Annotated in this window: 17 protein-coding genes and 1 tRNA gene; 14 read left to right on the plus strand and 4 right to left on the minus strand. The window is 67.7% G+C overall.

Going from position 1 to position 18,211, the window contains the following annotated elements:
- Positions 1–17 precede the first annotated feature (17 nt).
- The 5 genes from BU124_RS11255 to BU124_RS11275 all read left to right on the plus strand — a co-directional run bounded on the left by BU124_RS11255 (position 18) and on the right by BU124_RS11275 (position 6,387).
- A complete protein-coding gene (locus tag BU124_RS11255) occupies positions 18–1,109 on the plus strand; it encodes an anhydro-N-acetylmuramic acid kinase (RefSeq protein WP_084863684.1) in 1,092 nt (363 codons plus the stop codon).
- 332 nt (positions 1,110–1,441) lie between these two features.
- Positions 1,442–2,044: an outer membrane protein gene (locus BU124_RS11260; RefSeq protein ID WP_143529961.1), complete on the plus strand. Its 603-nt coding sequence runs from the start codon at positions 1,442–1,444 to the stop codon at positions 2,042–2,044.
- A gap of 288 nt (positions 2,045–2,332) precedes the next feature.
- Complete coding sequence (gene cysS, locus BU124_RS11265) at positions 2,333–3,769, plus strand: cysteine--tRNA ligase (RefSeq protein ID WP_084863686.1); 1,437 nt, start codon at positions 2,333–2,335, stop codon at positions 3,767–3,769.
- A gap of 184 nt (positions 3,770–3,953) precedes the next feature.
- Positions 3,954–5,576 (plus strand): citramalate synthase, encoded by a 1,623-nt coding sequence (cimA, locus tag BU124_RS11270; RefSeq protein WP_084863687.1) that lies wholly within the window; start codon positions 3,954–3,956, stop codon positions 5,574–5,576.
- Between the two features lie 55 nt (positions 5,577–5,631).
- Complete coding sequence (locus BU124_RS11275; RefSeq protein ID WP_084863688.1) at positions 5,632–6,387, plus strand: squalene/phytoene synthase family protein; 756 nt, start codon at positions 5,632–5,634, stop codon at positions 6,385–6,387.
- Between the two features lie 5 nt (positions 6,388–6,392).
- Here BU124_RS11275 and BU124_RS11280 read toward each other — a convergent pair whose 3' ends face one another.
- The gene (locus BU124_RS11280; protein ID WP_084863706.1) at positions 6,393–7,655 is read right to left on the minus strand and encodes an MFS transporter; all 1,263 of its coding nucleotides are present in this window, start codon (positions 7,653–7,655) and stop codon (positions 6,393–6,395) included.
- 69 nt (positions 7,656–7,724) lie between these two features.
- Between BU124_RS11280 and BU124_RS11285 the strand changes: the two genes are divergently transcribed.
- The 8 genes from BU124_RS11285 (at position 7,725) to pgi (ending at position 14,645) form a co-directional block, all read left to right on the plus strand.
- A complete protein-coding gene (locus BU124_RS11285; RefSeq protein WP_084863689.1) occupies positions 7,725–8,357 on the plus strand; it encodes a DNA-3-methyladenine glycosylase family protein in 633 nt (210 codons plus the stop codon).
- Positions 8,354–9,022 (plus strand): alpha/beta hydrolase, encoded by a 669-nt coding sequence (locus BU124_RS11290; protein WP_084863690.1) that lies wholly within the window; start codon positions 8,354–8,356, stop codon positions 9,020–9,022. Before BU124_RS11285 ends, BU124_RS11290 begins: the two co-directional genes overlap by 4 nt.
- Positions 9,023–9,213: 191 nt before the next feature.
- A complete protein-coding gene (locus BU124_RS11295) occupies positions 9,214–9,798 on the plus strand; it encodes an HNH endonuclease (protein WP_084863691.1) in 585 nt (194 codons plus the stop codon).
- A gap of 98 nt (positions 9,799–9,896) precedes the next feature.
- Positions 9,897–10,163, plus strand: coding sequence for a (2Fe-2S)-binding protein (locus tag BU124_RS11300; protein ID WP_084863692.1), 267 nt, complete (start codon positions 9,897–9,899; stop codon positions 10,161–10,163).
- A gap of 55 nt (positions 10,164–10,218) precedes the next feature.
- Positions 10,219–10,701, plus strand: coding sequence for a bacterioferritin (gene bfr / locus BU124_RS11305; protein ID WP_084863693.1), 483 nt, complete (start codon positions 10,219–10,221; stop codon positions 10,699–10,701).
- A 208-nt stretch (positions 10,702–10,909) separates the two neighbouring features.
- Complete coding sequence (gene zwf / locus BU124_RS11310; protein ID WP_084863694.1) at positions 10,910–12,364, plus strand: glucose-6-phosphate dehydrogenase; 1,455 nt, start codon at positions 10,910–10,912, stop codon at positions 12,362–12,364.
- Between the two features lie 4 nt (positions 12,365–12,368).
- Positions 12,369–13,043, plus strand: coding sequence for a 6-phosphogluconolactonase (pgl, locus tag BU124_RS11315; protein ID WP_084863695.1), 675 nt, complete (start codon positions 12,369–12,371; stop codon positions 13,041–13,043).
- Positions 13,044–13,046: 3 nt separating this feature from the next.
- Entirely contained in the window at positions 13,047–14,645 is a 1,599-nt protein-coding gene (gene pgi, locus BU124_RS11320; RefSeq protein WP_084863696.1) for a glucose-6-phosphate isomerase, read from the plus strand.
- A 125-nt stretch (positions 14,646–14,770) separates the two neighbouring features.
- Here pgi and BU124_RS11325 read toward each other — a convergent pair.
- Positions 14,771–14,844 (minus strand) — tRNA-Gly (locus tag BU124_RS11325).
- A 106-nt stretch (positions 14,845–14,950) separates the two neighbouring features.
- Complete coding sequence (locus BU124_RS11330; RefSeq protein ID WP_084863697.1) at positions 14,951–15,484, minus strand: cytochrome P460 family protein; 534 nt, start codon at positions 15,482–15,484, stop codon at positions 14,951–14,953.
- A 168-nt stretch (positions 15,485–15,652) separates the two neighbouring features.
- Between BU124_RS11330 and BU124_RS11335 the strand changes: the two genes are divergently transcribed.
- A complete protein-coding gene (locus BU124_RS11335) occupies positions 15,653–16,015 on the plus strand; it encodes a hypothetical protein (RefSeq protein ID WP_084863698.1) in 363 nt (120 codons plus the stop codon).
- Here the strand turns inward: BU124_RS11335 and BU124_RS11340 are convergent.
- The gene (locus BU124_RS11340; protein ID WP_084863699.1) at positions 16,012–18,066 is read right to left on the minus strand and encodes an ASKHA domain-containing protein; all 2,055 of its coding nucleotides are present in this window, start codon (positions 18,064–18,066) and stop codon (positions 16,012–16,014) included. The genes BU124_RS11335 and BU124_RS11340 overlap by 4 nt on opposite strands.
- Positions 18,067–18,211: the final 145 nt, after the last annotated feature.

The raw sequence follows: 18,211 nt of genomic DNA on the forward strand, positions 1-18,211 counted from the left end.
AGGCAGAGGAAAAGCGGATGTTGACTGGGGATGCGGTTCTGGTCGCCGGGGCCATGTCCGGCACCTCGCTCGACGGTGTAGACGTGGCCGTGATCGAAAGTGACGGTGATCGGCTGCTGGGGATCGGCGAGACGCGGTTCCACCCCTACGACACCGCCCAGCGGGCGGTGCTGCGCGCCGCGCTGGGCAAGTGGCCGGGCGCCGATCTCGCCCGGGCCGCCGAGATCGTCGAGACGGTTCATGCCCAAGCGCTGTCCGGGCTGGACGGGGTGACGCTGGCGGGGTTTCACGGCCAGACCCTCGCGCATGATCCGCGCGGGCGCGGCACGCACCAACTGGGCGACGGGGCGGTATTGGCCGCGGTGCTGGGCCTGCCGGTGGTCTGGGATTTCCGGTCGGCGGACGTGCGCATGGGCGGCGAGGGGGCGCCGCTGGCGCCCTTCTACCATTTCGCGCTGGCCCGCTGGCTGGGGGCCGAGGCGCCGCTGGCGGTCCTGAACCTCGGCGGCGTGGGCAACCTGACCTGGATCGACCCGCGCCAGCCGGCGCCCGAGGCGCTAGGCGCGCTGCTGGCCTTCGATACCGGGCCGGCCAACGCCCCGATCAATGACCTGATGCAGGCCCGGCACGGGCTGGACCGGGACGAGGGCGGCGCGCTGGCCGCGCGGGGCACGGCGGACGCCGGGATAGTCGGCGATTTCCTGGCTTCATCCTTTTTCTCAAGACCGCCGCCGAAATCCCTAGACCGAAACGAATTTTCCAAGCTCGAAGAGGCCGTCTCCGGGCTGGCCGATGCCGACGCCGCGGCCACCCTGACGGCTTGTGCCGCGGCCGCCGTGGCGCGGGGGCTGGATCAGTGCCCGATGCTGCCAGCGCGGGTGCTCGTCGCGGGCGGGGGGCGGCACAACCGCACGCTGATGGCCATGATCGCGGCGGGCTGTGACTGTCCCGTCGCGCCGGTCGAGTCGGTGGGGCTGGACGGCGACATGCTCGAGGCGCAGGCCTTCGCCTTCCTGGCGGTGCGGGTGGCGCGCGGGCTGCCGACCTCGTGCCCGGGCACGACCGGGGTGGCCGCGCCGGTGGGCGGAGGAACGATCAGTCAACCGTGACAGCTCACGGCCCGGGTCGATATCACCTCATTGACGAGTCGCGAGGCGTATCTTGCATACAGGGCTGGCGACACCGCGACAGGTGATCAGGGGCATGTCAGGGACCTGTGCGGTTCTTTGATTGCGCGACAGGTTGCGCGGGAAAGGTAGCGGGTCCGTGATCACGCGCGGCGGCGATGCAACAGCCGCGACAGGCTGACCGTCCGGCTGTTGCGTGGACCTTGCGGGTTTAATACGGCGAATTCCGGGGGCAACGTGCCTATTGTCGCTGGTCGATCAAGTGACGATCTTAGCGTGCCCATCGCTGAAACTTTAAAGAGATGGAGAATAGAATGAAACAGCAAATTGTGCTGGCCCTTGCCGCCAGCCTCACCGCAAGCTCCGCTTTGGCCGGTGGCATGAGCGAGCCTGTTCCCGAGCCTGACCCGGTCGTGATTGATCCTGTCGACCCGGCACCGGCCTGGACCGGCTTTTACGCCGGCGGGTCGCTGGGCTACGCCGATGCGACGGAGTCCACGGTCTATTTCGCTGACCAACTCGACGGGCTGACCTACGGGGTTCATGCCGGGTATGACCGTGATTTCGGCAGCGCAGTGCTCGGCGGCGAGCTGGAGCTTTCGGGCTTTGACATTGAAGCTTCTGCTGACGGTGTTCCTTTTAAGATCGACAGCGTTCTGCGGGCCAAATTGCGCGCGGGGTACGACGCCGGCAACTGGCTGCCTTACCTGACCGCAGGCGCGGCGCGGTTGACGACGAGCGGTTTGGGTTACGACAGCGACACCGGGTCGTTTTACGGCGTGGGTGTCGATTACCGCCTGGGTAACGACATGCGGGTCGGCGCAGAGGTGCTGGACCACCAGTTCGATGATTTCGCGAGCAGCGGCGACGACTTTGATGTCACGACCGTGTCTGCCCGGGTGTCCTTCGAATTCTGATCGCCCGTGGGCAGACGTGAACCTGATCAGTCAAAGCGGCCCCTGCGCGGGCCGCTTTTTCTTTCGTTCCCGGCTGCTACAGCCGGGCCGCGGCCCGCGAATCTGCCGGGGCGGCGCCGTCCGGGGTTGCCACCGCCCGTGGCGACGGTCTATCACTATGCCATGAAGAGCATCTGCACCCTTTGCTGCATTATTCCCTGCTGACACCAGTCGCGCGGGCCGCTCTTTCACGTTTCCCTTGATCCAGAAAGTCGCTAAGCCCGCGGGCGCAAACCGCCTTGAGGCCGCATCGTGACAATCGAACTCTACAACACCCGGACGAAGGCGAAGGCGCCCTTCGTCCCGCTCGATCCGCAGAACGTGCGCATGTACGTCTGCGGGCCGACGGTCTATGACCGCGCGCACCTGGGCAACGCGCGGCCCGCGATCGTCTTCGACGTGCTCTACCGGCTGCTGCGGCACGAATACGGGGCCGATCACGTCACCTACGTGCGCAATTTCACGGATGTGGACGACAAGATCAACGCGCGGGCGGCCGAGACCGGGCGTGACATCTCCGACATCACCGCCGAGACGAGCCAGTGGTATCTCGACGACATGGCCGAGATCGGCGTGCTGGAGCCCAACCGGATGCCCCGCGCCACGGCCTATATCGCGCAGATGGTGGCGATGATCGAGGACCTGGTCGCCAGGGGCCACGCCTACGCGGCCGAGGGGCACGTCCTGTTTTCCGTCGACAGCTGGAAAGAGGCCTATGGCCGGCTGTCGGGGCGCAGTGTCGATGACATGATCGCCGGCGCGCGGGTCGAGGTGGCCCCCTACAAGCGCAACCCGATGGACTTCGTGCTCTGGAAACCCTCGCAGGCGGGTGAGCCGGGCTGGGACAGCCCCTGGGGGCTGGGGCGGCCAGGCTGGCACATCGAGTGTTCGGCCATGGCCAAGGCCCTGCTGGGCGAGGTCTTCGACATCCACGGCGGCGGCAACGACCTGATGTTTCCCCACCACGAGAACGAGATCGCCCAAAGCTGCTGTGCCAACGGGACCGAGGAAATGGCCCGCGTCTGGATGCACAACGAGATGCTGCAGGTCGAGGGCCGGAAGATGTCCAAGTCCTTGGGCAATTTCTTCACCGTGCGCGACCTGCTGGACCAGGGCGTGCCGGGCGAGGTGATCCGGTTTGTCATGCTGTCCACGCACTACCGAAAGCCGATGGACTGGACAAAGTCCAAGGCAAATGCCGCGCTGAAAGAGCTGCAAGAGTGGTATCAGTTAGTGGATGGTGTGGAGCCGCTTTCCCCCTATCCCGAGGTGGTCAAGGCGCTCTCGGATGATCTGCACACCTACAACGCGCTTTTTTCCCTTCGAGGTCTCTACAAGCGTGTCTTATTGTTTGACTCAAAGCTAATCGACCACATGGAAGAGTTTGACAGCCTGGAAGAGGCTAAAGGTGTGTTTCTTGCGTCTGCTCACCTGCTCGGGCTCCTCGAGAGGCGCACAGGTATGCTGACTCTGTTGCCGATTATACACTCGGAAAAGCTTAAGATCCTAGAGTCAAAACTGAATGTTGTCAGGGTGATTTCCCTCCAAGAAAGAGATTTTTTTGATTTTGATAAAAAGAAGGCCGATCTGCTGGATGCCGGAGTTGAGGTCCGGGTGACAAAAGATGGGGTAAAGCTTGTTCCTGGCCCCAATTTCGACCCCGCCAAGCTGGAGGGCCTAGAATGACGCCTGTTACCAAAACCCAGGCCGGCGCCCGGCCCGCACGGGGCGCCTTGCCGCAAAGACTTTCATCACTTCCGCGCGCCCCGGTGCCGGTCGGCAAGACGTCACCGAAGCGCCCGCCCCGTGGGGGGGCGGGTCGGGCGCTGGCCGGCGGTGCCGGCCCGGTGCCCCGCGGGAGCGATGCGCCATGACACGGGACCGCCTCTACCTCTACGACACCACCCTGCGCGACGGCCAGCAGACGCAGGGCGTGCAGTTCTCCACCGCCGACAAGCAGGCCATCGCCGAGGTGCTCGACGAGCTGGGCCTCGACTACATTGAGGGCGGCTGGCCCGGCGCCAATCCCACCGACAACGACTTCTTCGCCGCCGCCCCGCGGACCGGTGCAACGCTCGCGGCCTTCGGCATGACCAAGCGCGCGGGGCGGTCGGCCGAAAACGACGACGTGCTCGCCGCCGTACTGAACGCGAACACACCGGCCGTCTGCATCGTCGGCAAGACGCATGATTTCCACGTGGAAAAGGCGCTGGGGATCACGCTGGACGAAAACCGCGCCAATATCCACGACAGCATCGCCCATATCGCCGCGCAGGGGCGCGAGGCGCTGTTCGACGCGGAGCATTTCTTCGACGGCTGGAAGGCCAACCCGGCCTATGCGCTGGAGGCCTGCGTCGCCGCCTACGCGGCGGGTGCGCGCTGGGTGGTGCTTTGCGATACCAACGGCGGCGCGCTGCCCCACGAGGTGGCCGCGGCCACGGCAGCGGTGATCGCGGCCGGCGTGCCGGGCGACCATGTCGGCATCCACACCCACAACGACACCGAGAACGCGGTGGCCAACACGCTGGCGGCGGTGGACGCCGGCGCGCGTCAGGTGCAGGGCACGCTCAACGGGCTGGGCGAACGCTGCGGCAATGCCAACCTGACGACGCTGATCCCGACGCTGCTGCTGAAGGAGCCCTACGCCAGCCGCTACGAGACGGGCGTGACCGCGCAGGCCCTAACCGGGTTGACCCGCGCCGCGCGGCTGCTCGACGACATCCTCAACCGCGTGCCGATGAAACAGGCCGCCTATGTCGGCACATCGGCCTTCGCGCACAAGGCAGGCCTGCACGCCAGCGCCATCGCCAAGGACCCCACGACCTATGAACACATCGACCCCGCGCTGGTGGGCAACACGCGCATCGTGCCGATGTCCAACCAGGCCGGGCAGTCCAACCTGCGCGAACGCCTGACCGGGGCGGGCATCGAGGTGGACAAGGGCGACCCGGCGCTGGCCCGCATCCTCGAGCGGATCAAGCGGCAGGAATCGGCCGGCTTTGCCTATGACACCGCGCAGGCCAGTTTCGAACTGCTGGCGCGCGACGAACTGGGCACGCTGCCGGCCTTTTTCGACGTGGAACGCTACCGGGTGATTTCCGAACGCCGCCGCAATGCCCGTGGCGAGATCGTGGTGGAATCCGAGGCCGTGGTGACGGTCAGCATCCGCGGCACCGCGCGGACCAGCTATTTCAAGAACGAGCACGCGCAGGACATGTCCGACGAGGGGCCGGTCAACGCGCTCTGGCAGGCGCTCAAGTCCGATCTCGGCCCTTACCAGGCGATGATCGACGACATGAAACTGGTGGACTTCAAGGTGCGCATCACCAACGGCGGGACCGAGGCGGTGACTCGCGTGATCATCGACTACCAGGATGGCGCGGGGCACCGCTGGGCCACGGTGGGCGTGAGCGCCAATATCGTCGATGCCGCCTTCGACGCGCTGCACGAGGGGATCGTCTGGAAACTGCTGCGCGACGAGGCCGTGGCATGACCGAATTTCCAGAAATTCGGTCGCGCCCCCAAAATTCTGGAATTTTGGGGGCCGCATGAGTTTGCAGGCCTGCGCCGAAATCGTCGAGCGCGGCGATCCCGACCGCTTTCTCGCCACCATGGCCGCCCCGCCCGCGGCGCGCGCGGTGCTGTTCCCGCTCTACGCCTTCAACATCGAGGTCAGCCGCGCGCCCTGGGTGACCGAGGAGCCCATGATCGCCGAGATGCGTCTGCAATGGTGGCGCGACGCGCTGGAGGAAATCGCCGCCGACAGCCCGGTGCGCAGCCACGAGGTCACCCAGCAACTGGCCGAGGTGCTGGACGCGCAGGCGGCGCGGGCGCTGGATCGGACGGTCGCCGCCCGGCGCTGGGACATCTACCGCGAGCCCTTCGAGGATTCCGCGCATTTCGCGGAACACCTGGATGCCACGGCGGCCGAGCTGACGTGGCAGGCCGTGCGGCTGCTGGGCGGCGGCGCCGGGATCGCGGCGGAGGTGCGTGCGACGGGCTATGGCGCGGGACTGGTGCGGTTTCTGCAGGCGGTGCCCGAGCTTGAGGCGCGCGGGCGCATTCCGCTGGTCGATGGCCGGGCGCCGGCGATCCGCGAGCTGGCCAGCGCCGCCCTTCGGGCCATGCCGGACTGGCGCAGACTGCGCCGCCAGGTGCCCCGGCAGGCCCGCGCGGGTCTGCTGGAGGCCTGGCAGGCGCCGGTGCTTCTGCGCCAGATCGCTGCCGACCCGACCCGCGTGGCCCAGGGTCGCGTCGCCCTTAGCCCCTTTCGCAAGAAACTGCGCCTGATGCGCTGGGCCTGACGCGCTCAGGCCGTCCGCGCGTCCTCGGGCCGCAGCCACAGCCAGATCAGCGCCCCGCCTGCCAGGGCCAGGAAGGGCGCCATGGCCAGGTTGACGGCCGTCCAGCCGGCCTCGGCCGTACCGCCCGAACAGTTCATCAGCCCGCCCGAGGCCAGCGAGGCCAGTGTCACGCAGCCGAAGACGATGGTGTCGTTGAGGCCCTGCACCATGCCGCGATCCTGCGGTCCGTGCGAGGCGGCCAGCAGCGTCGTGGCGCCGATGAAGCCGAAGTTCCAGCCCACGCCCAGCAGGATCAGCGCGACGAAGAAATGTTCCAGCTGCACGCCGATCAGGGCGACTCCCCCGGCAACGGCGAGGATCAGCAGCCCCAGCGCCATGATTGGCCGCACCCCGAAGCGCGCGATCAGGTGCCCGGTAAAGAAGCTGGGCACATACATGGCCAGCACATGGGCCGAGACGACGTCGTTGGCGCGCGCCTCGGAATAGCCGCAGCCGACCACTGCCAGCGGTGTCGAGGTCATCACCAGGTTCATCAGCGCATAGGCGACCATGCCCACGACGATCGCTACCAGGATATGCGGGTCCGTCAGCAGCGCGCGGCGGCTGCGCGGGGGCGGGCCTGTCAGTTTCTCGGGGCCGGTGGCGCGGGTGCCCTTGGACAGGTCCAGCCCGAAGAACAGCCCCATGCCGGCCAGGTTCAGCGCGGCCACCGCCAGGTAGCTGCCCACAAAGGGCACGACGCTAGCGTCCATCACCAGCTTGTTGAACTGCGGCCCGATGATCGCCGCCAGCAGACCCCCGGCCATGACGTAGGAAATCGCCTTGGGCCGGAAGGTATCCGAGGCGCGGTCGCTGGCGGCAAAGCGGTAGAAGCCCTGCGCGGACATGTAGATGCCCGTCAGATAGGAGCCCACGAGCATCAGCCAGAATTGCCCGATCCAGAGACCCCAGGCCGCGACAAGCGCCCCCGCGGCCCCGGCGCAGGCCCCGACCAGGAAGCCGAGACGCCGCCCGCGCGCCTGCATCAGCGGCGAGATCCAGGGCGCCGTGGTCATGGACCCGAAGACGATCAGCGAGATCGGCAGCGTCGCAAGGCAGGGATTGGGCGCCAGCATCTGCCCGGCCAGCCCGCCCACGGCGAAGATCATCGGCATCTGCGCACCCAGCACGGCCTGGGCCAGGATCAGCACGATCACGTTGCGCCGGGCGGCCCGGTCATCCACGTTGGGGGCTGGCGCGTCGGAACTGGGGGCGGCGATATCGGTCATTGCGTCGGAGTAGCCGCCCCGCCCGCCGAGGTCCAGCGCCGGAATGGTCGCACGCATGAGAAAAACGTCATGAATGAAGCACCGATCATCGACGGGCCGGCCGACCTCGAGGCGGGGATCACCGCGCTTTCGGCCCGCTGCCCGCGCATGGCCGCGGCCTATCGCCAGACCGGGCCGCTGCCGCTGCGGCGCAAGCCGGACGGGTTCGCGCAGCTTTTCGCGGCCATCGTCAGCCAGCAGGTCAGCGTGGCCAGCGCGCAGGCCATCTGGGGCCGCGTCGAAGCGGCGGGGCTGACGACGCCCGAGGCCGTCCTGGCGGCAGCGGACGACGAATTGCGCGCCGTTGGCCTGTCGCGGCCCAAGCAGCGCTACGCCCGGGCGCTGGCCGGAGCGGGGATCGACTATGACGGCCTGCGCGCCATGCCCGACGAGCAGGTGATCGCCACGCTGGTCGCCGTGCCCGGTATCGGCCGCTGGACGGCCGAGATCTACGCCACCTTCAGCCTCGGCCGAAGGGATGTCTTTGCCGCGGGCGATCTCGCGCTGCAGGAGTCGGCGCGCGCGCTATACGACCTGCCCGAGCGGCCCACAGATGGACAACTGCGGGGCATGGCCGAGGCCTGGTCGCCCTGGCGGGCGGTTGCGGCGCGGCTGCTCTGGGCCTACTACCGGGTCCACAAGGACAGAGAGGGCATCGCATGACACGGGTATTGCAGGCAGGGCGGGTGGCACCTGTTTCGGGCGAGATGCGCTCGGCGGTGGTCTTCCTGCATGGCTACGGGGCCAACGGGCAGGATCTTCTGGGCCTGGCCGAGCCGCTGGGCGAACACCTGCCCGACACGGCATTTTTCGCCCCCGACGCGCCCGAGACCTGTTCGGCCGCGCCCGTAGGGCTGCAATGGTTCCCGATCCCCTGGATCGACGGGTCGTCCGAGGAAGAGGCGCGGGCGGGCATGGCCCGGGCCTCCGCCGATCTCGATGCCTTTCTCGACGGGCTGATGGTGGACGAGGACCTGATGCCCGAACAGGTGCTGGTCTTCGGCTTTTCGCAAGGCACCATGCTGGCGCTGCACGTGATCCCCCGGCGCGAGGATGCCATCGCGGGTCTCTGCGCCTTTTCCGGGCGGCTTCTGGAACCCGAGCTGCTGGCCGACGAGGTCGTGGTGCGCCCGCCGGTCCTGCTGGTGCACGGCGATCAGGACGAGGTGGTGCCGGCGCAGTCCATGCCCGACGCCGCCGAGGCGCTGGAGGCCGCCGGTTGGCAAGACGTCTATGCCCACATCCAGAAGGGCACCGGCCACGGCATCGCCAACGACGGGCTGTCGGTGGCGCTGGCCTTCATGCGCGATCGGCTGGGCTACACCTGAGCACGGTGAGCTGGTCCTGCCGGCCTGTCACCCTACCGTTACGGAATCGGCGTAGCTAACCGGCGTGCGGCCTTGACCACATATGGGACTTGCCTAGTCGGAATCGCCATATATAGTTAGGGTCAGGCAGGGGCGGGGCTCCCGCTCTGGTGCCACACAACAAGGCAGGCAGGGCGAGGATGGAGTCCCCCATGGACGGCGATTTCAGGACGGAATTTGTCAGGGAACCGGCGGCGCTGAAACAGCACCCGGCGCTGGTGCTCAATGCCGATTACCGGCCGCTGTCATATTACCCGCTGTCGCTCTGGCCGTGGCAGGACGCGGTCAAGGCGGCCTTTCTCGACCGGGTGGACATCATCGCCGAATACGACGAGGTCGCCCGCAGTCCCTCGATGCGGATACGGATACCCTCGGTCGTCGTCCTAAAGGATTACGTCAAACCCCAGAAGCGCGTGGCCTTCACGCGCTTCAATCTTTTTCTGAGGGATGAATTCTGCTGCCAGTACTGCGGCTCGCGCGGGGATCTGACCTTCGATCACGTGGTGCCGCGCGCGGCGGGCGGCGTGACCAGCTGGGAAAACGTCGTCGCCGCCTGTTCGCGCTGCAACCTCAAGAAGGGCAGCAAGTCACTGCGCCGCTCGGGGCTGTCCCTGCGCAAGCCGCCCCGCCGCCCCGGTGCCGAGGAACTGCGCAACATGGGCCGCCGCTTCCCGCCCGGTCACCTTCACGAGACCTGGCTCGACTTCCTTTACTGGGACAGCGAGTTGGAGGCCTGACCCCGCCGCTGCGGCCGCAGGTCGCCTGTCCGAGGTTTTCTCTTGCGTCACGCGGGCGTGGCGATATCTTGAGCGTAAGAGTCGGGAAAGGGGCGGCCATGATCGTCTGCCAGTGTCAGAACATCACCGAAACGGATATCCACGCTGCCATCGACTGGATGCGCCGCTCGGATTCGGAGACGCTGATCACGCCGGGCAAGGTCTACCGCGCCTTGGGCAAGGCCGCCGACTGCGGTGGCTGCATGCCGCTGTTTCTCGACACCATGCGCCGCAACCCCGCCCTCGAGGTGCCGGTCGAACTGACCGGGCTGCGCAGGGGCGAAGACGACGACGGCACGCCCCGGGAAATCGCGGTGGACGGCTAGAAACTTTGGGACAACTCACTAAGTTGTGGGCGGATCGAAAGGAAAGGATCACGCCATGAAGGGCGACGAAAAAGTCATCGAATATCTCAACCGCGCCCTGCGGAGCGAGCTGACAGCGATCAACCAGTACTGGCTGCACTACCGCCTGCAGGAGGACTGGGGCGTCTCGCACATGGCCGCCAAGAGTCGCGAAGAAAGCATCGAGGAGATGCACCACGCCGACAAGCTGGTGGACCGCATCATCTTTCTCGGCGGGCACCCCAACCTGCAAAAGCTCGACCCGCTGCGCATCGGCCAGACCCCGCGCGAGACCCTCGATTGCGACCTGGCCGCCGAGCAGGAGGCGCGCGCGCTTTACAAGGAGGCGCGCGAACACTGCCACGCCGCCGGTGATTACGTGACCATGAAGCTCTTCGAGGAGCTGCTGGCCGACGAGGAAGGCCATATCGACTTCCTCGAAACCCAGATCGAGCTTTACGACCGTCTGGGCGAGGCCGGCTATATGCAGGTCAACGCCGTCAAGATGGACGAGGCGTAACACCCCACGGTTCTTACCGTCCCATCGGCTGCCGCGGCGCGCGCCCGGCAGCCGATTTGCGTTCGTGGCAGGGATACGGGGTTGTGTTTTTTCCGCAGCGGACTCAGGCTCGCCCCGTAAGGCCCGCGCTGGACTTCCCGGCGGCCCGGGGATAGGACGATAGCGTTAGCGCTAACCCCACCCCGCCGCAGACCAAGAAGGAGAGCCCATGGTTTCGCGCGTCATCCCGGTCGACGATTTCGACCTCGTGATTTTCGGCGGTACGGGTGACCTGGCCCGGCGCAAGATCCTGCCGGGGCTCTACCGGCGCTGCATGTCGGGGCAGGTGCCCGACGGCGCGCGAATCGTGGCCGCGGCCCGGTCAGAGACCGATACCGATGGCTATCGCCAGATGATCCGCGCGGCGATTGCCGAATTCGGCGGCCCCGAGGCGCACGACGACACGGCGGTTGAGCGTTTTCTGGCCCGGTTGCACTATGTGCCCGTGGACGCCCGAGGCGAGGACGGCTGGCAGGCGCTGCACGACACGTTGCGCGATGGTGTCATCAAGGCCTTCTATTTCTCGGTCGGGCCGGGCCTGTTCGGTGACCTTGCCGAGCGGCTGCTGACCCACGGGATCGCCGATGCCGACAGCCGCGTGGTGGTCGAAAAGCCCTTCGGCCGCGACCTCGGATCGGCCCGCGCGCTCAACGCCACACTGGCGCGGCATTTCAACGAGGATCAGATCTACCGGATCGACCATTACCTGGGCAAGGAAACCGTCCAGAACCTCATGGCGGTGCGCTTCGGCAATGTCCTGTTCGAGCCGCTCTGGAACAATCACTACGTCGATCACATCCAGATCACCGTGGCCGAGACCGTGGGCGTCGAGGGGCGCGGCGCCTATTACGACAAGTCCGGTGCGATGCGGGACATGGTGCAGAACCACCTGATGCAGCTTTTGTGCCTGATCGCGATGGAACCGCCCAGCATGTTCGACGCCGACGCGGTGCGCGACGAGAAGCTCAAGGTGATCCGCGCGCTACAGCCCGTAGATCACCATCACATCGTGCGCGGCCAGTATGACGCCGCCGGGGCCAGCCCCGGCTATCGCGACGATGCCGAGGACCCGCGTAGCCATACCGAGAGCTTCGTCGCGCTCAAGGCGCATATCAACAACTGGCGCTGGGCGGGCGTGCCCTTCTACCTGCGCACCGGCAAGAAGCTCAAGGCGCGCAGCTCCGAGATCGCCGTGGTCTTCAAGGACCTTGGTCACTCGATCTTTCCGGGCGACGAGGCGCGCCACCGTAACATCCTGTCGATCCAGTTGCAGCCCAACGAGGGCATCAAGCTGCAAGTGACGATCAAGGAACCGGGGCCGGGCGGCATGCGTCTCGTTGACGTGCCGCTGGACATGACCTTTGCCGAGGCGCTGGGCCCCGATGCCGAGGGCGTGCCGGATGCCTACGAGCGGCTCATCATGGACGTGATCCGGGGCAACCAGACGCTGTTCATGCGCGGCGACGAGGTCGAGGCCGCCTGGGCCTGGACCGACCCGATCATCGCGGGCTGGGTGGCGCGCGGCGATGTTCCCAAGCTATATGACCAAGGGTCTTCGGGGCCCGAGGATGCCCTGATGCTGCTGCATCGTGACGGCCGGAAATGGCGTGATATCAAGGAGTAATCTCATGGAGCTCATTGAATACCCCGACTCCGAGATGATGATGATGAACCTCGCCAACCGGATCGCGGGCGAGCTTGAGAACGTGCTGTTTCAGAACGACACGGCCTCGCTCGCCGTACCCGGCGGCACCACACCCGGGCCGGTGTTCGATTCGCTCTGCGCGGCCGGGCGGATCGACTGGGCGCGGGTCAACGTCATGCTGACCGACGAACGCTGGGTGCCCGAGACGGACGCGCGGTCGAACACGCGGCTGTTGCGCGAGCGGCTCCTGATCGACAAGGCCGCCGCGGCCCGCCACGTGCCGCTCTATGCCGAGGCCGCCGCCCCCGAAGACAGGCTGGAGGATCTGGCGCAGGGCGTGGCCGGTTGCCTGCCACTCTCGGTCTGCCTGCTGGGCATGGGGGCGGACATGCACACGGCCTCGCTCTTTCCCGGGGCCGATCAACTGGAGGCGGCGCTGAGCGGTGACGCGGTACTGTACGCCATGCGCGCGCCCGGCGTGCCCGAGGCGCGCGTCACGCTCTCGGCGCGGGTGCTCAAGGATGCCATGAATTGCCACGTGGTCATCACCGGCCACGAGAAACGCGAAGCCCTGGAAAAGGCCCGCAACCTTCCCCCCGAGGAGGCCCCGATCGCGGCCGTCCTGCCGGGGGCCACGGTGCACTGGGCGGAAAGCTGACCCATGTTCGATGATCTCAAGCGCCATGCCGCGAAAGTGGCCGACCGCCCCGTTGAAAGCCTGTTCGACGATCCCGACCGGGCCGGGGACTTCTCGGTGCGGCTGGGTGACCTGCTTTTCGACTATGCCAAGACCAACATCGACAGCACGGCCCGCGGCCTGCTGATCGACCTGCTGGACCGGGCGGATGTGGCCGTCAAGCGCGATGCGATGGTCAACGGCCAGGCCATCAACGAAACCGAGGGCCGCGCGGTGCTGCACACGGCGCTGCGCAATCTCGACGGCGGGCCGGTTCTGGTCGACGGCGACGACGTCATGCCGGGCGTGCTGGAAACACTCGACCGGATGGAGGACTTTGCCCGTGCGGTGCGCGATGGCAGTTTCGCCGGGCAGGGGGGGCCGATCACCGACGTCATCAACATCGGCATCGGCGGCTCGGACCTCGGTCCGGCCATGGCCGTCAAGGCGTTGGCCCCTTACCACGACGGGCCTCGGTGCCATTTCGTCTCGAACGTGGACCCGGCCGATATCGCCGATGCCCTGCGCGCCTGCGACCCGGAGACGACGCTGGTGATCGTCGCCTCGAAGACCTTCACCACCATCGAGACCATGACCAACGCCCGCACCGCCCGGGCCTGGATGGGCGAGGCGGTGGCCGATCCGGCGGCCCAGTTCGCAGCCCTCAGCACGGCGCGCGACAAGACCGATGATTTCGGCATCGACCCTGCGCGCGTCTTCGGCTTTGCCGACTGGGTCGGCGGGCGCTATTCCGTCTGGGGGCCGATCGGGCTGTCGCTGATGATCGCCGTGGGGTCCGCGGCCTTTCGCGCTTTCCTGCGCGGCGGCCAGGCGATGGACCGGCATTTCGTCGCCGCCGACTGGCCCGAGAACATGCCGGCGATGCTGGCGCTGGTGGGGCTGTGGCACAATCAGGTGCTGGGCCATGCCACGCGCGCCGTGCTGCCCTACGACAACCGCCTGGCGCGGCTGCCGGCTTATCTCCAGCAGCTGGAGATGGAGAGCAACGGCAAGGGCGTCACCATGGACGGTGCCGACCTGGCGGGCGACAGCGGGCCTGTCGTCTGGGGCGAGCCGGGCACCAACGGCCAGCACGCCTTCTACCAGTTGATCCACCAGGGCACGCGGGTCGTGCCCTGCGAATTCATGGTGGCCGCGCGCGGGCACGAGGACGAGTTGCATCACCAGCATCAGCTGCTCGTCGCCAACTGCCTGGCCCAGTCCGAGGCGCTGATGCGCGGCCGCGACCTGGACGCGGCGCGAGCCAGGGTCGCGGGCAAATTCGAGGGGGACGAGCTGGAGCGACAGGCGCGCCACCGGGTGTTTTCCGGCAACCGCCCCTCGACCACGCTGGCCTATCCGCAGCTGACGCCCGAGGTGCTGGGCCAGATCATCGCGCTTTACGAACACCGGGTCTTCGTCGAGGGCGCGGTGCTGGGCATCAACTCCTACGATCAATGGGGTGTCGAGCTCGGCAAGGACCTGGCCACGGCCTTGCAACCCGTCGTCGAGGGCGGCGATGCGGCCGGCAAAGACGGCTCGACCGCGGGTCTCGTGAACTTTCTGCGGCGCAACGGGCTGTAACCGGGCGCGCGGCCGGTCGACCGGCCGCGGTCGCGCTCCGTCACCGGAGCGCGCACGCGATTGCGCAATCGCGTGGTCCCGCAGCGTCGACGCTGCGGGCTTATGAAGCCGACTGTCGGTAAACTTGGAGCGGGTAACGGGAATCGAACCCGTAACTTAAGCTTGGGAAGCTCGCGTGATACCTTTTCACCATACCCGCTTTAGGAGCCGCTGTTTACGCTCGGCCGGCGGGGCAGGTCAAGGGGGTCGCGACGGATGGCCGGCGCGGGCCGCGCGCCGTTTGCGGCGGCGCGGCCCCGGTCCGGTCACTGGCCGATGCTGGCGTTGGTGAAGAGGTAGTTCTCGCTGCCCGAGTGGCAGGCAATGCAGCCCTGGTCGGCGCCCTTGGCAACGCGGCCGGCCAGTTCCATGCCCTTGGGGTTCTTGTCGAGGCTGCCATCTGGCAGGTACTTGGCCCAGAACCAGTCCTGGTTGTCGGCGTCATAGCCCTCTTCGCGGCGGAACATCACGGTGATCGCCGCGAGGTGGGTGTCGGGGTCGGCCAGGACGTCGCCTTCGGTCACGCCCTCGGGGCCGTAGTTGCGCTTGACGATCAACTCGCCGGTGTGCCCCTCGACCGTGGCCTCGGTGTAGAAGGTTTCCAGCATCATGCCGTGCGGCGCGACGCCGGGGTAGGGATAGCTCTGGACCATGCCGTCCCCGACCATGTCGATCTCTTCCATGACCGACCAGAGCTGGGCGGCGTAGTCGGTGTCGACCTCGGTGCCGAAGGGCGCGTCCTGCGCGACGGCACTGCCGGCGGCAAGGACGATGGCGGTGGTGGCGATCAGATGTCTCATGGGGTCTCTCCCTCGCGGTTGTTTTGACACCCCAGCCCTGACACAGATCGGTTCAGAAGGTGCGTCACGATGCCTCACTTTTTGCTGACCGCGCGTGACGCGACTTGATTGGCGTTTCGCCCGGCGCGGGGGTTTCTTGCGGCAGAGCGCACCGCGAGGAGGGGCCGCATGACACCACGACCGATCCTGATCTGCGCCCTGCTTGGGGCGGCACCCCCGCAGATCGGGGCCGCCGAGACGCGCGCAGCGCTCGATACCACGGCGGCGGCGGACCAGGTCTGCGTCGGCAATCGCACCGACGAGCCGTTTCTTTTCGCCGCCCAGGCCCCGGGCGGGACCCGCGTCGTGGAAACGCTGCGCCCGGGCGAGGTGCTGTGTTCCGAAGGTACGGGTTCCGGCCGCGGTGTCGTGTCGGTCTATGAAGGCGCGGACGCGCTCGAGGGCTGTTCGCGGCTGGTGGCCCCGGGCCGCACCGAGGCCCTGCTGCGCTACGTCGATTTCGACCGCTGCGCCTGGACCTCGAACAGCTAGGCGCGCCGCCGGCGCTTGCGTCCGCTGCCGCCCTCGTCCTGGCCCCTCGTGTTATAGCTGACATCCGGCAGCGGCACGATGCCACGCAGCGTCGGGAAGGGGTCGGTGGCGTGGGGCAGGGCGTTGGCATTGACGAAATGCGCCTGAAAGGCCGGGGCGATGGCGGTTTCGACCTTGGTGATCTCGCGCACGGTCTGTTCGATCTCGGCCCGGGCGGCGACGGAACACAGCGCGATTCGCGCCCCGGTGCCGGCGGCGTTGCCCGCGCCGGTGACCTTGTCGAGCGCGGCGTCTGGGATCATGCCCAGCACCATGGCGTGCTTGGGGCTGATATGGGCGCCGAAGGCCCCGGCCAGCACGACCCGGTCTACGGTATCGGTGCCGCGCTCGTCCATCAACAGGCGCGCGCCGGCGTAAAGCGCCGACTTGGCCAGCTGGATGGCGCGGATATCGCCCTGCGTGACGCTGATGAGCGGCCCGCCCGCGGCGGTGCCGTCGTGGAGGACATAGGCGTGGGTGCGCCCTTCGGTGATGCAGCGCGCGGTGCCGGTCTGATCGGCCGAGCCGATCAGCCCCGAGGCATCCACGAGGCCGGCCATGCGCATCTCGGCCACGGCCTCGATGATGCCCGAGCCGCAGATGCCGGTGATGCCGGTCGCGGCGGCGGCCTCGGCAAAGCCCGGTTCGTCCGACCAGTGGTCGATGCCGATGACGCGAAAGCGCGGCTCCTTGGTGGCCGGGTCGATCTCGACGCGCTCGATGGCGCCCGGGGCGGCGCGTTGGCCGGAACTGATCTGCGCGCCCTCGAAGGCCGGCCCGGTGGGCGAGGAGCAGGCCAGCACGCGGCTTCTGTCGCCCAGCAGGATTTCGGCGTTGGTGCCCACGTCGACGATCAGGGTCAACTTGTCCTGCGCGCCCGGCTGCTCGGTCAGGGCGACGGCGGCGGCATCGGCGCCGACGTGCCCGGCGATGCAGGGCAGCACGAAGGCCCGGGCGTTGGCGTTGAGCGCCGACAGGTCAAGCTCTCGCGCCTCGGCCGAAACCGAGCGCGAGGTCGCCAGCGCGAAGGGCGCCTGGCCCAGTTCGACCGGGTCCAGGCCCAGAAGCAGGTGGTGCATCACCGGGTTGCAGACGAAGACCGCCTCCATGATCTGAACGGGGGCGATGCCGGCCTCTTCGGCCAGCGATGCGGCCAGCCCGTCGATGGCCGCGCGCACCGCGCGGGTCATTTCCGCGTCGCCGCCTGGGTTCATCATGGCATAGCTGACCCGGCTCATCAGGTCCTCGCCAAAGCGGATCTGCGGGTTCATCACCCCGGCCGAGGCCGCGACCGTGCCGTCGCGCAGGTCGGTCAGATGCGCGGCGATGGTGGTCGAGCCAAGGTCGATCGCCAGTCCGAACAGACGCTGCTCTTTGAAGCCGGGGTAGAGGTCGAGGATGCGGTAATGCTCATCGGTGTGGCCGCGGTGCAGGGCCACCGTGACGGCCCAATTGCCCTTGCGCAGGGCCGTTTGCAGCCGGGTCATGACCGACAGCGGCGCGGTGACCGGGGCGATGTCCCACTGCTCGGCCAGTGCCGCGGCGAGGCGTTCGAAATCGCCCGAGGGGTCGTGCATGTCCGGCTCGGCCACTTCCACGTAGTAGAGCTTGGTCGCCGGGTCCATGACCATGACGCGCGTGCTGGCGGCCTTGCGCACCACCTGGCGGTGGACCTGGCTGGTCTCGGGCACGTCGATGACCACGTCGCGCTGCACCGTGGCCTGACAGCCCAGGCGGCGGCCCGCGGCCAAGCCGCGCTTGCGGTCATAGCGGTCCTCGACGCTGTTCCACGCCGACAGGGCGTCGTCCGCGACGGTGACGCCATGCTTGGAGAACTGCCCGTAGGACGGCGTGACCTGGCACTTGGAACAGATGCCCCGGCCGCCGCAGACGCTGTCAAGGTCCACCCCCAGCTGCCGCGCCGCCGTCAGCACCGGGGTGCCCGCGGGAAACCGCCCGCGCTTGCCCGAGGGGGTGAAGATGACCAGGGGATCGGTGGTATCGGAGGTCATGTGCGGTTCCGTCAGTCATGCTGGCTCGACTGTAGCGGGCACCACGCATCAGGGCAGGTCCGTTCCCGTCACCTTGACCGAGAAGAACGGCATCACCCCGGCGCGGGCTGGGCTCGCGGGCCCGTCGATCACGACACCGGCGCCG

The organism is Salibaculum halophilum, from assembly GCF_002094885.1.
Classification (GTDB): domain Bacteria; phylum Pseudomonadota; class Alphaproteobacteria; order Rhodobacterales; family Rhodobacteraceae; genus Salibaculum; species Salibaculum halophilum.

What these genes read in the sequence shown, in the direction of transcription:
- BU124_RS11290 (WP_084863690.1), top strand. Translation starts at nt 8,354, where the DNA reads ATGACACGGGTATTGCAGGCAGGGCGGGTGGCACCTGTTTCGGGCGAG.
- BU124_RS11275 (WP_084863688.1), top strand. Translation starts at nt 5,632, where the DNA reads ATGAGTTTGCAGGCCTGCGCCGAAATCGTCGAGCGCGGCGATCCCGAC.
- cimA (WP_084863687.1), top strand. Translation starts at nt 3,954, where the DNA reads ATGACACGGGACCGCCTCTACCTCTACGACACCACCCTGCGCGACGGC.
- BU124_RS11300 (WP_084863692.1), top strand. Translation starts at nt 9,897, where the DNA reads ATGATCGTCTGCCAGTGTCAGAACATCACCGAAACGGATATCCACGCT.
- BU124_RS11260 (WP_143529961.1), top strand. Translation starts at nt 1,442, where the DNA reads ATGAAACAGCAAATTGTGCTGGCCCTTGCCGCCAGCCTCACCGCAAGC.
- BU124_RS11340 (WP_084863699.1), bottom strand. Translation starts at nt 18,066, where the DNA reads ATGACCTCCGATACCACCGATCCCCTGGTCATCTTCACCCCCTCGGGC.
- BU124_RS11295 (WP_084863691.1), top strand. Translation starts at nt 9,214, where the DNA reads ATGGACGGCGATTTCAGGACGGAATTTGTCAGGGAACCGGCGGCGCTG.
- zwf (WP_084863694.1), top strand. Translation starts at nt 10,910, where the DNA reads ATGGTTTCGCGCGTCATCCCGGTCGACGATTTCGACCTCGTGATTTTC.
- bfr (WP_084863693.1), top strand. Translation starts at nt 10,219, where the DNA reads ATGAAGGGCGACGAAAAAGTCATCGAATATCTCAACCGCGCCCTGCGG.
- pgi (WP_084863696.1), top strand. Translation starts at nt 13,047, where the DNA reads ATGTTCGATGATCTCAAGCGCCATGCCGCGAAAGTGGCCGACCGCCCC.
- BU124_RS11330 (WP_084863697.1), bottom strand. Translation starts at nt 15,484, where the DNA reads ATGAGACATCTGATCGCCACCACCGCCATCGTCCTTGCCGCCGGCAGT.
- BU124_RS11335 (WP_084863698.1), top strand. Translation starts at nt 15,653, where the DNA reads ATGACACCACGACCGATCCTGATCTGCGCCCTGCTTGGGGCGGCACCC.
- BU124_RS11280 (WP_084863706.1), bottom strand. Translation starts at nt 7,655, where the DNA reads ATGACCGATATCGCCGCCCCCAGTTCCGACGCGCCAGCCCCCAACGTG.
- BU124_RS11255 (WP_084863684.1), top strand. Translation starts at nt 18, where the DNA reads ATGTTGACTGGGGATGCGGTTCTGGTCGCCGGGGCCATGTCCGGCACC.
- BU124_RS11285 (WP_084863689.1), top strand. Translation starts at nt 7,725, where the DNA reads ATGAATGAAGCACCGATCATCGACGGGCCGGCCGACCTCGAGGCGGGG.
- pgl (WP_084863695.1), top strand. Translation starts at nt 12,369, where the DNA reads ATGGAGCTCATTGAATACCCCGACTCCGAGATGATGATGATGAACCTC.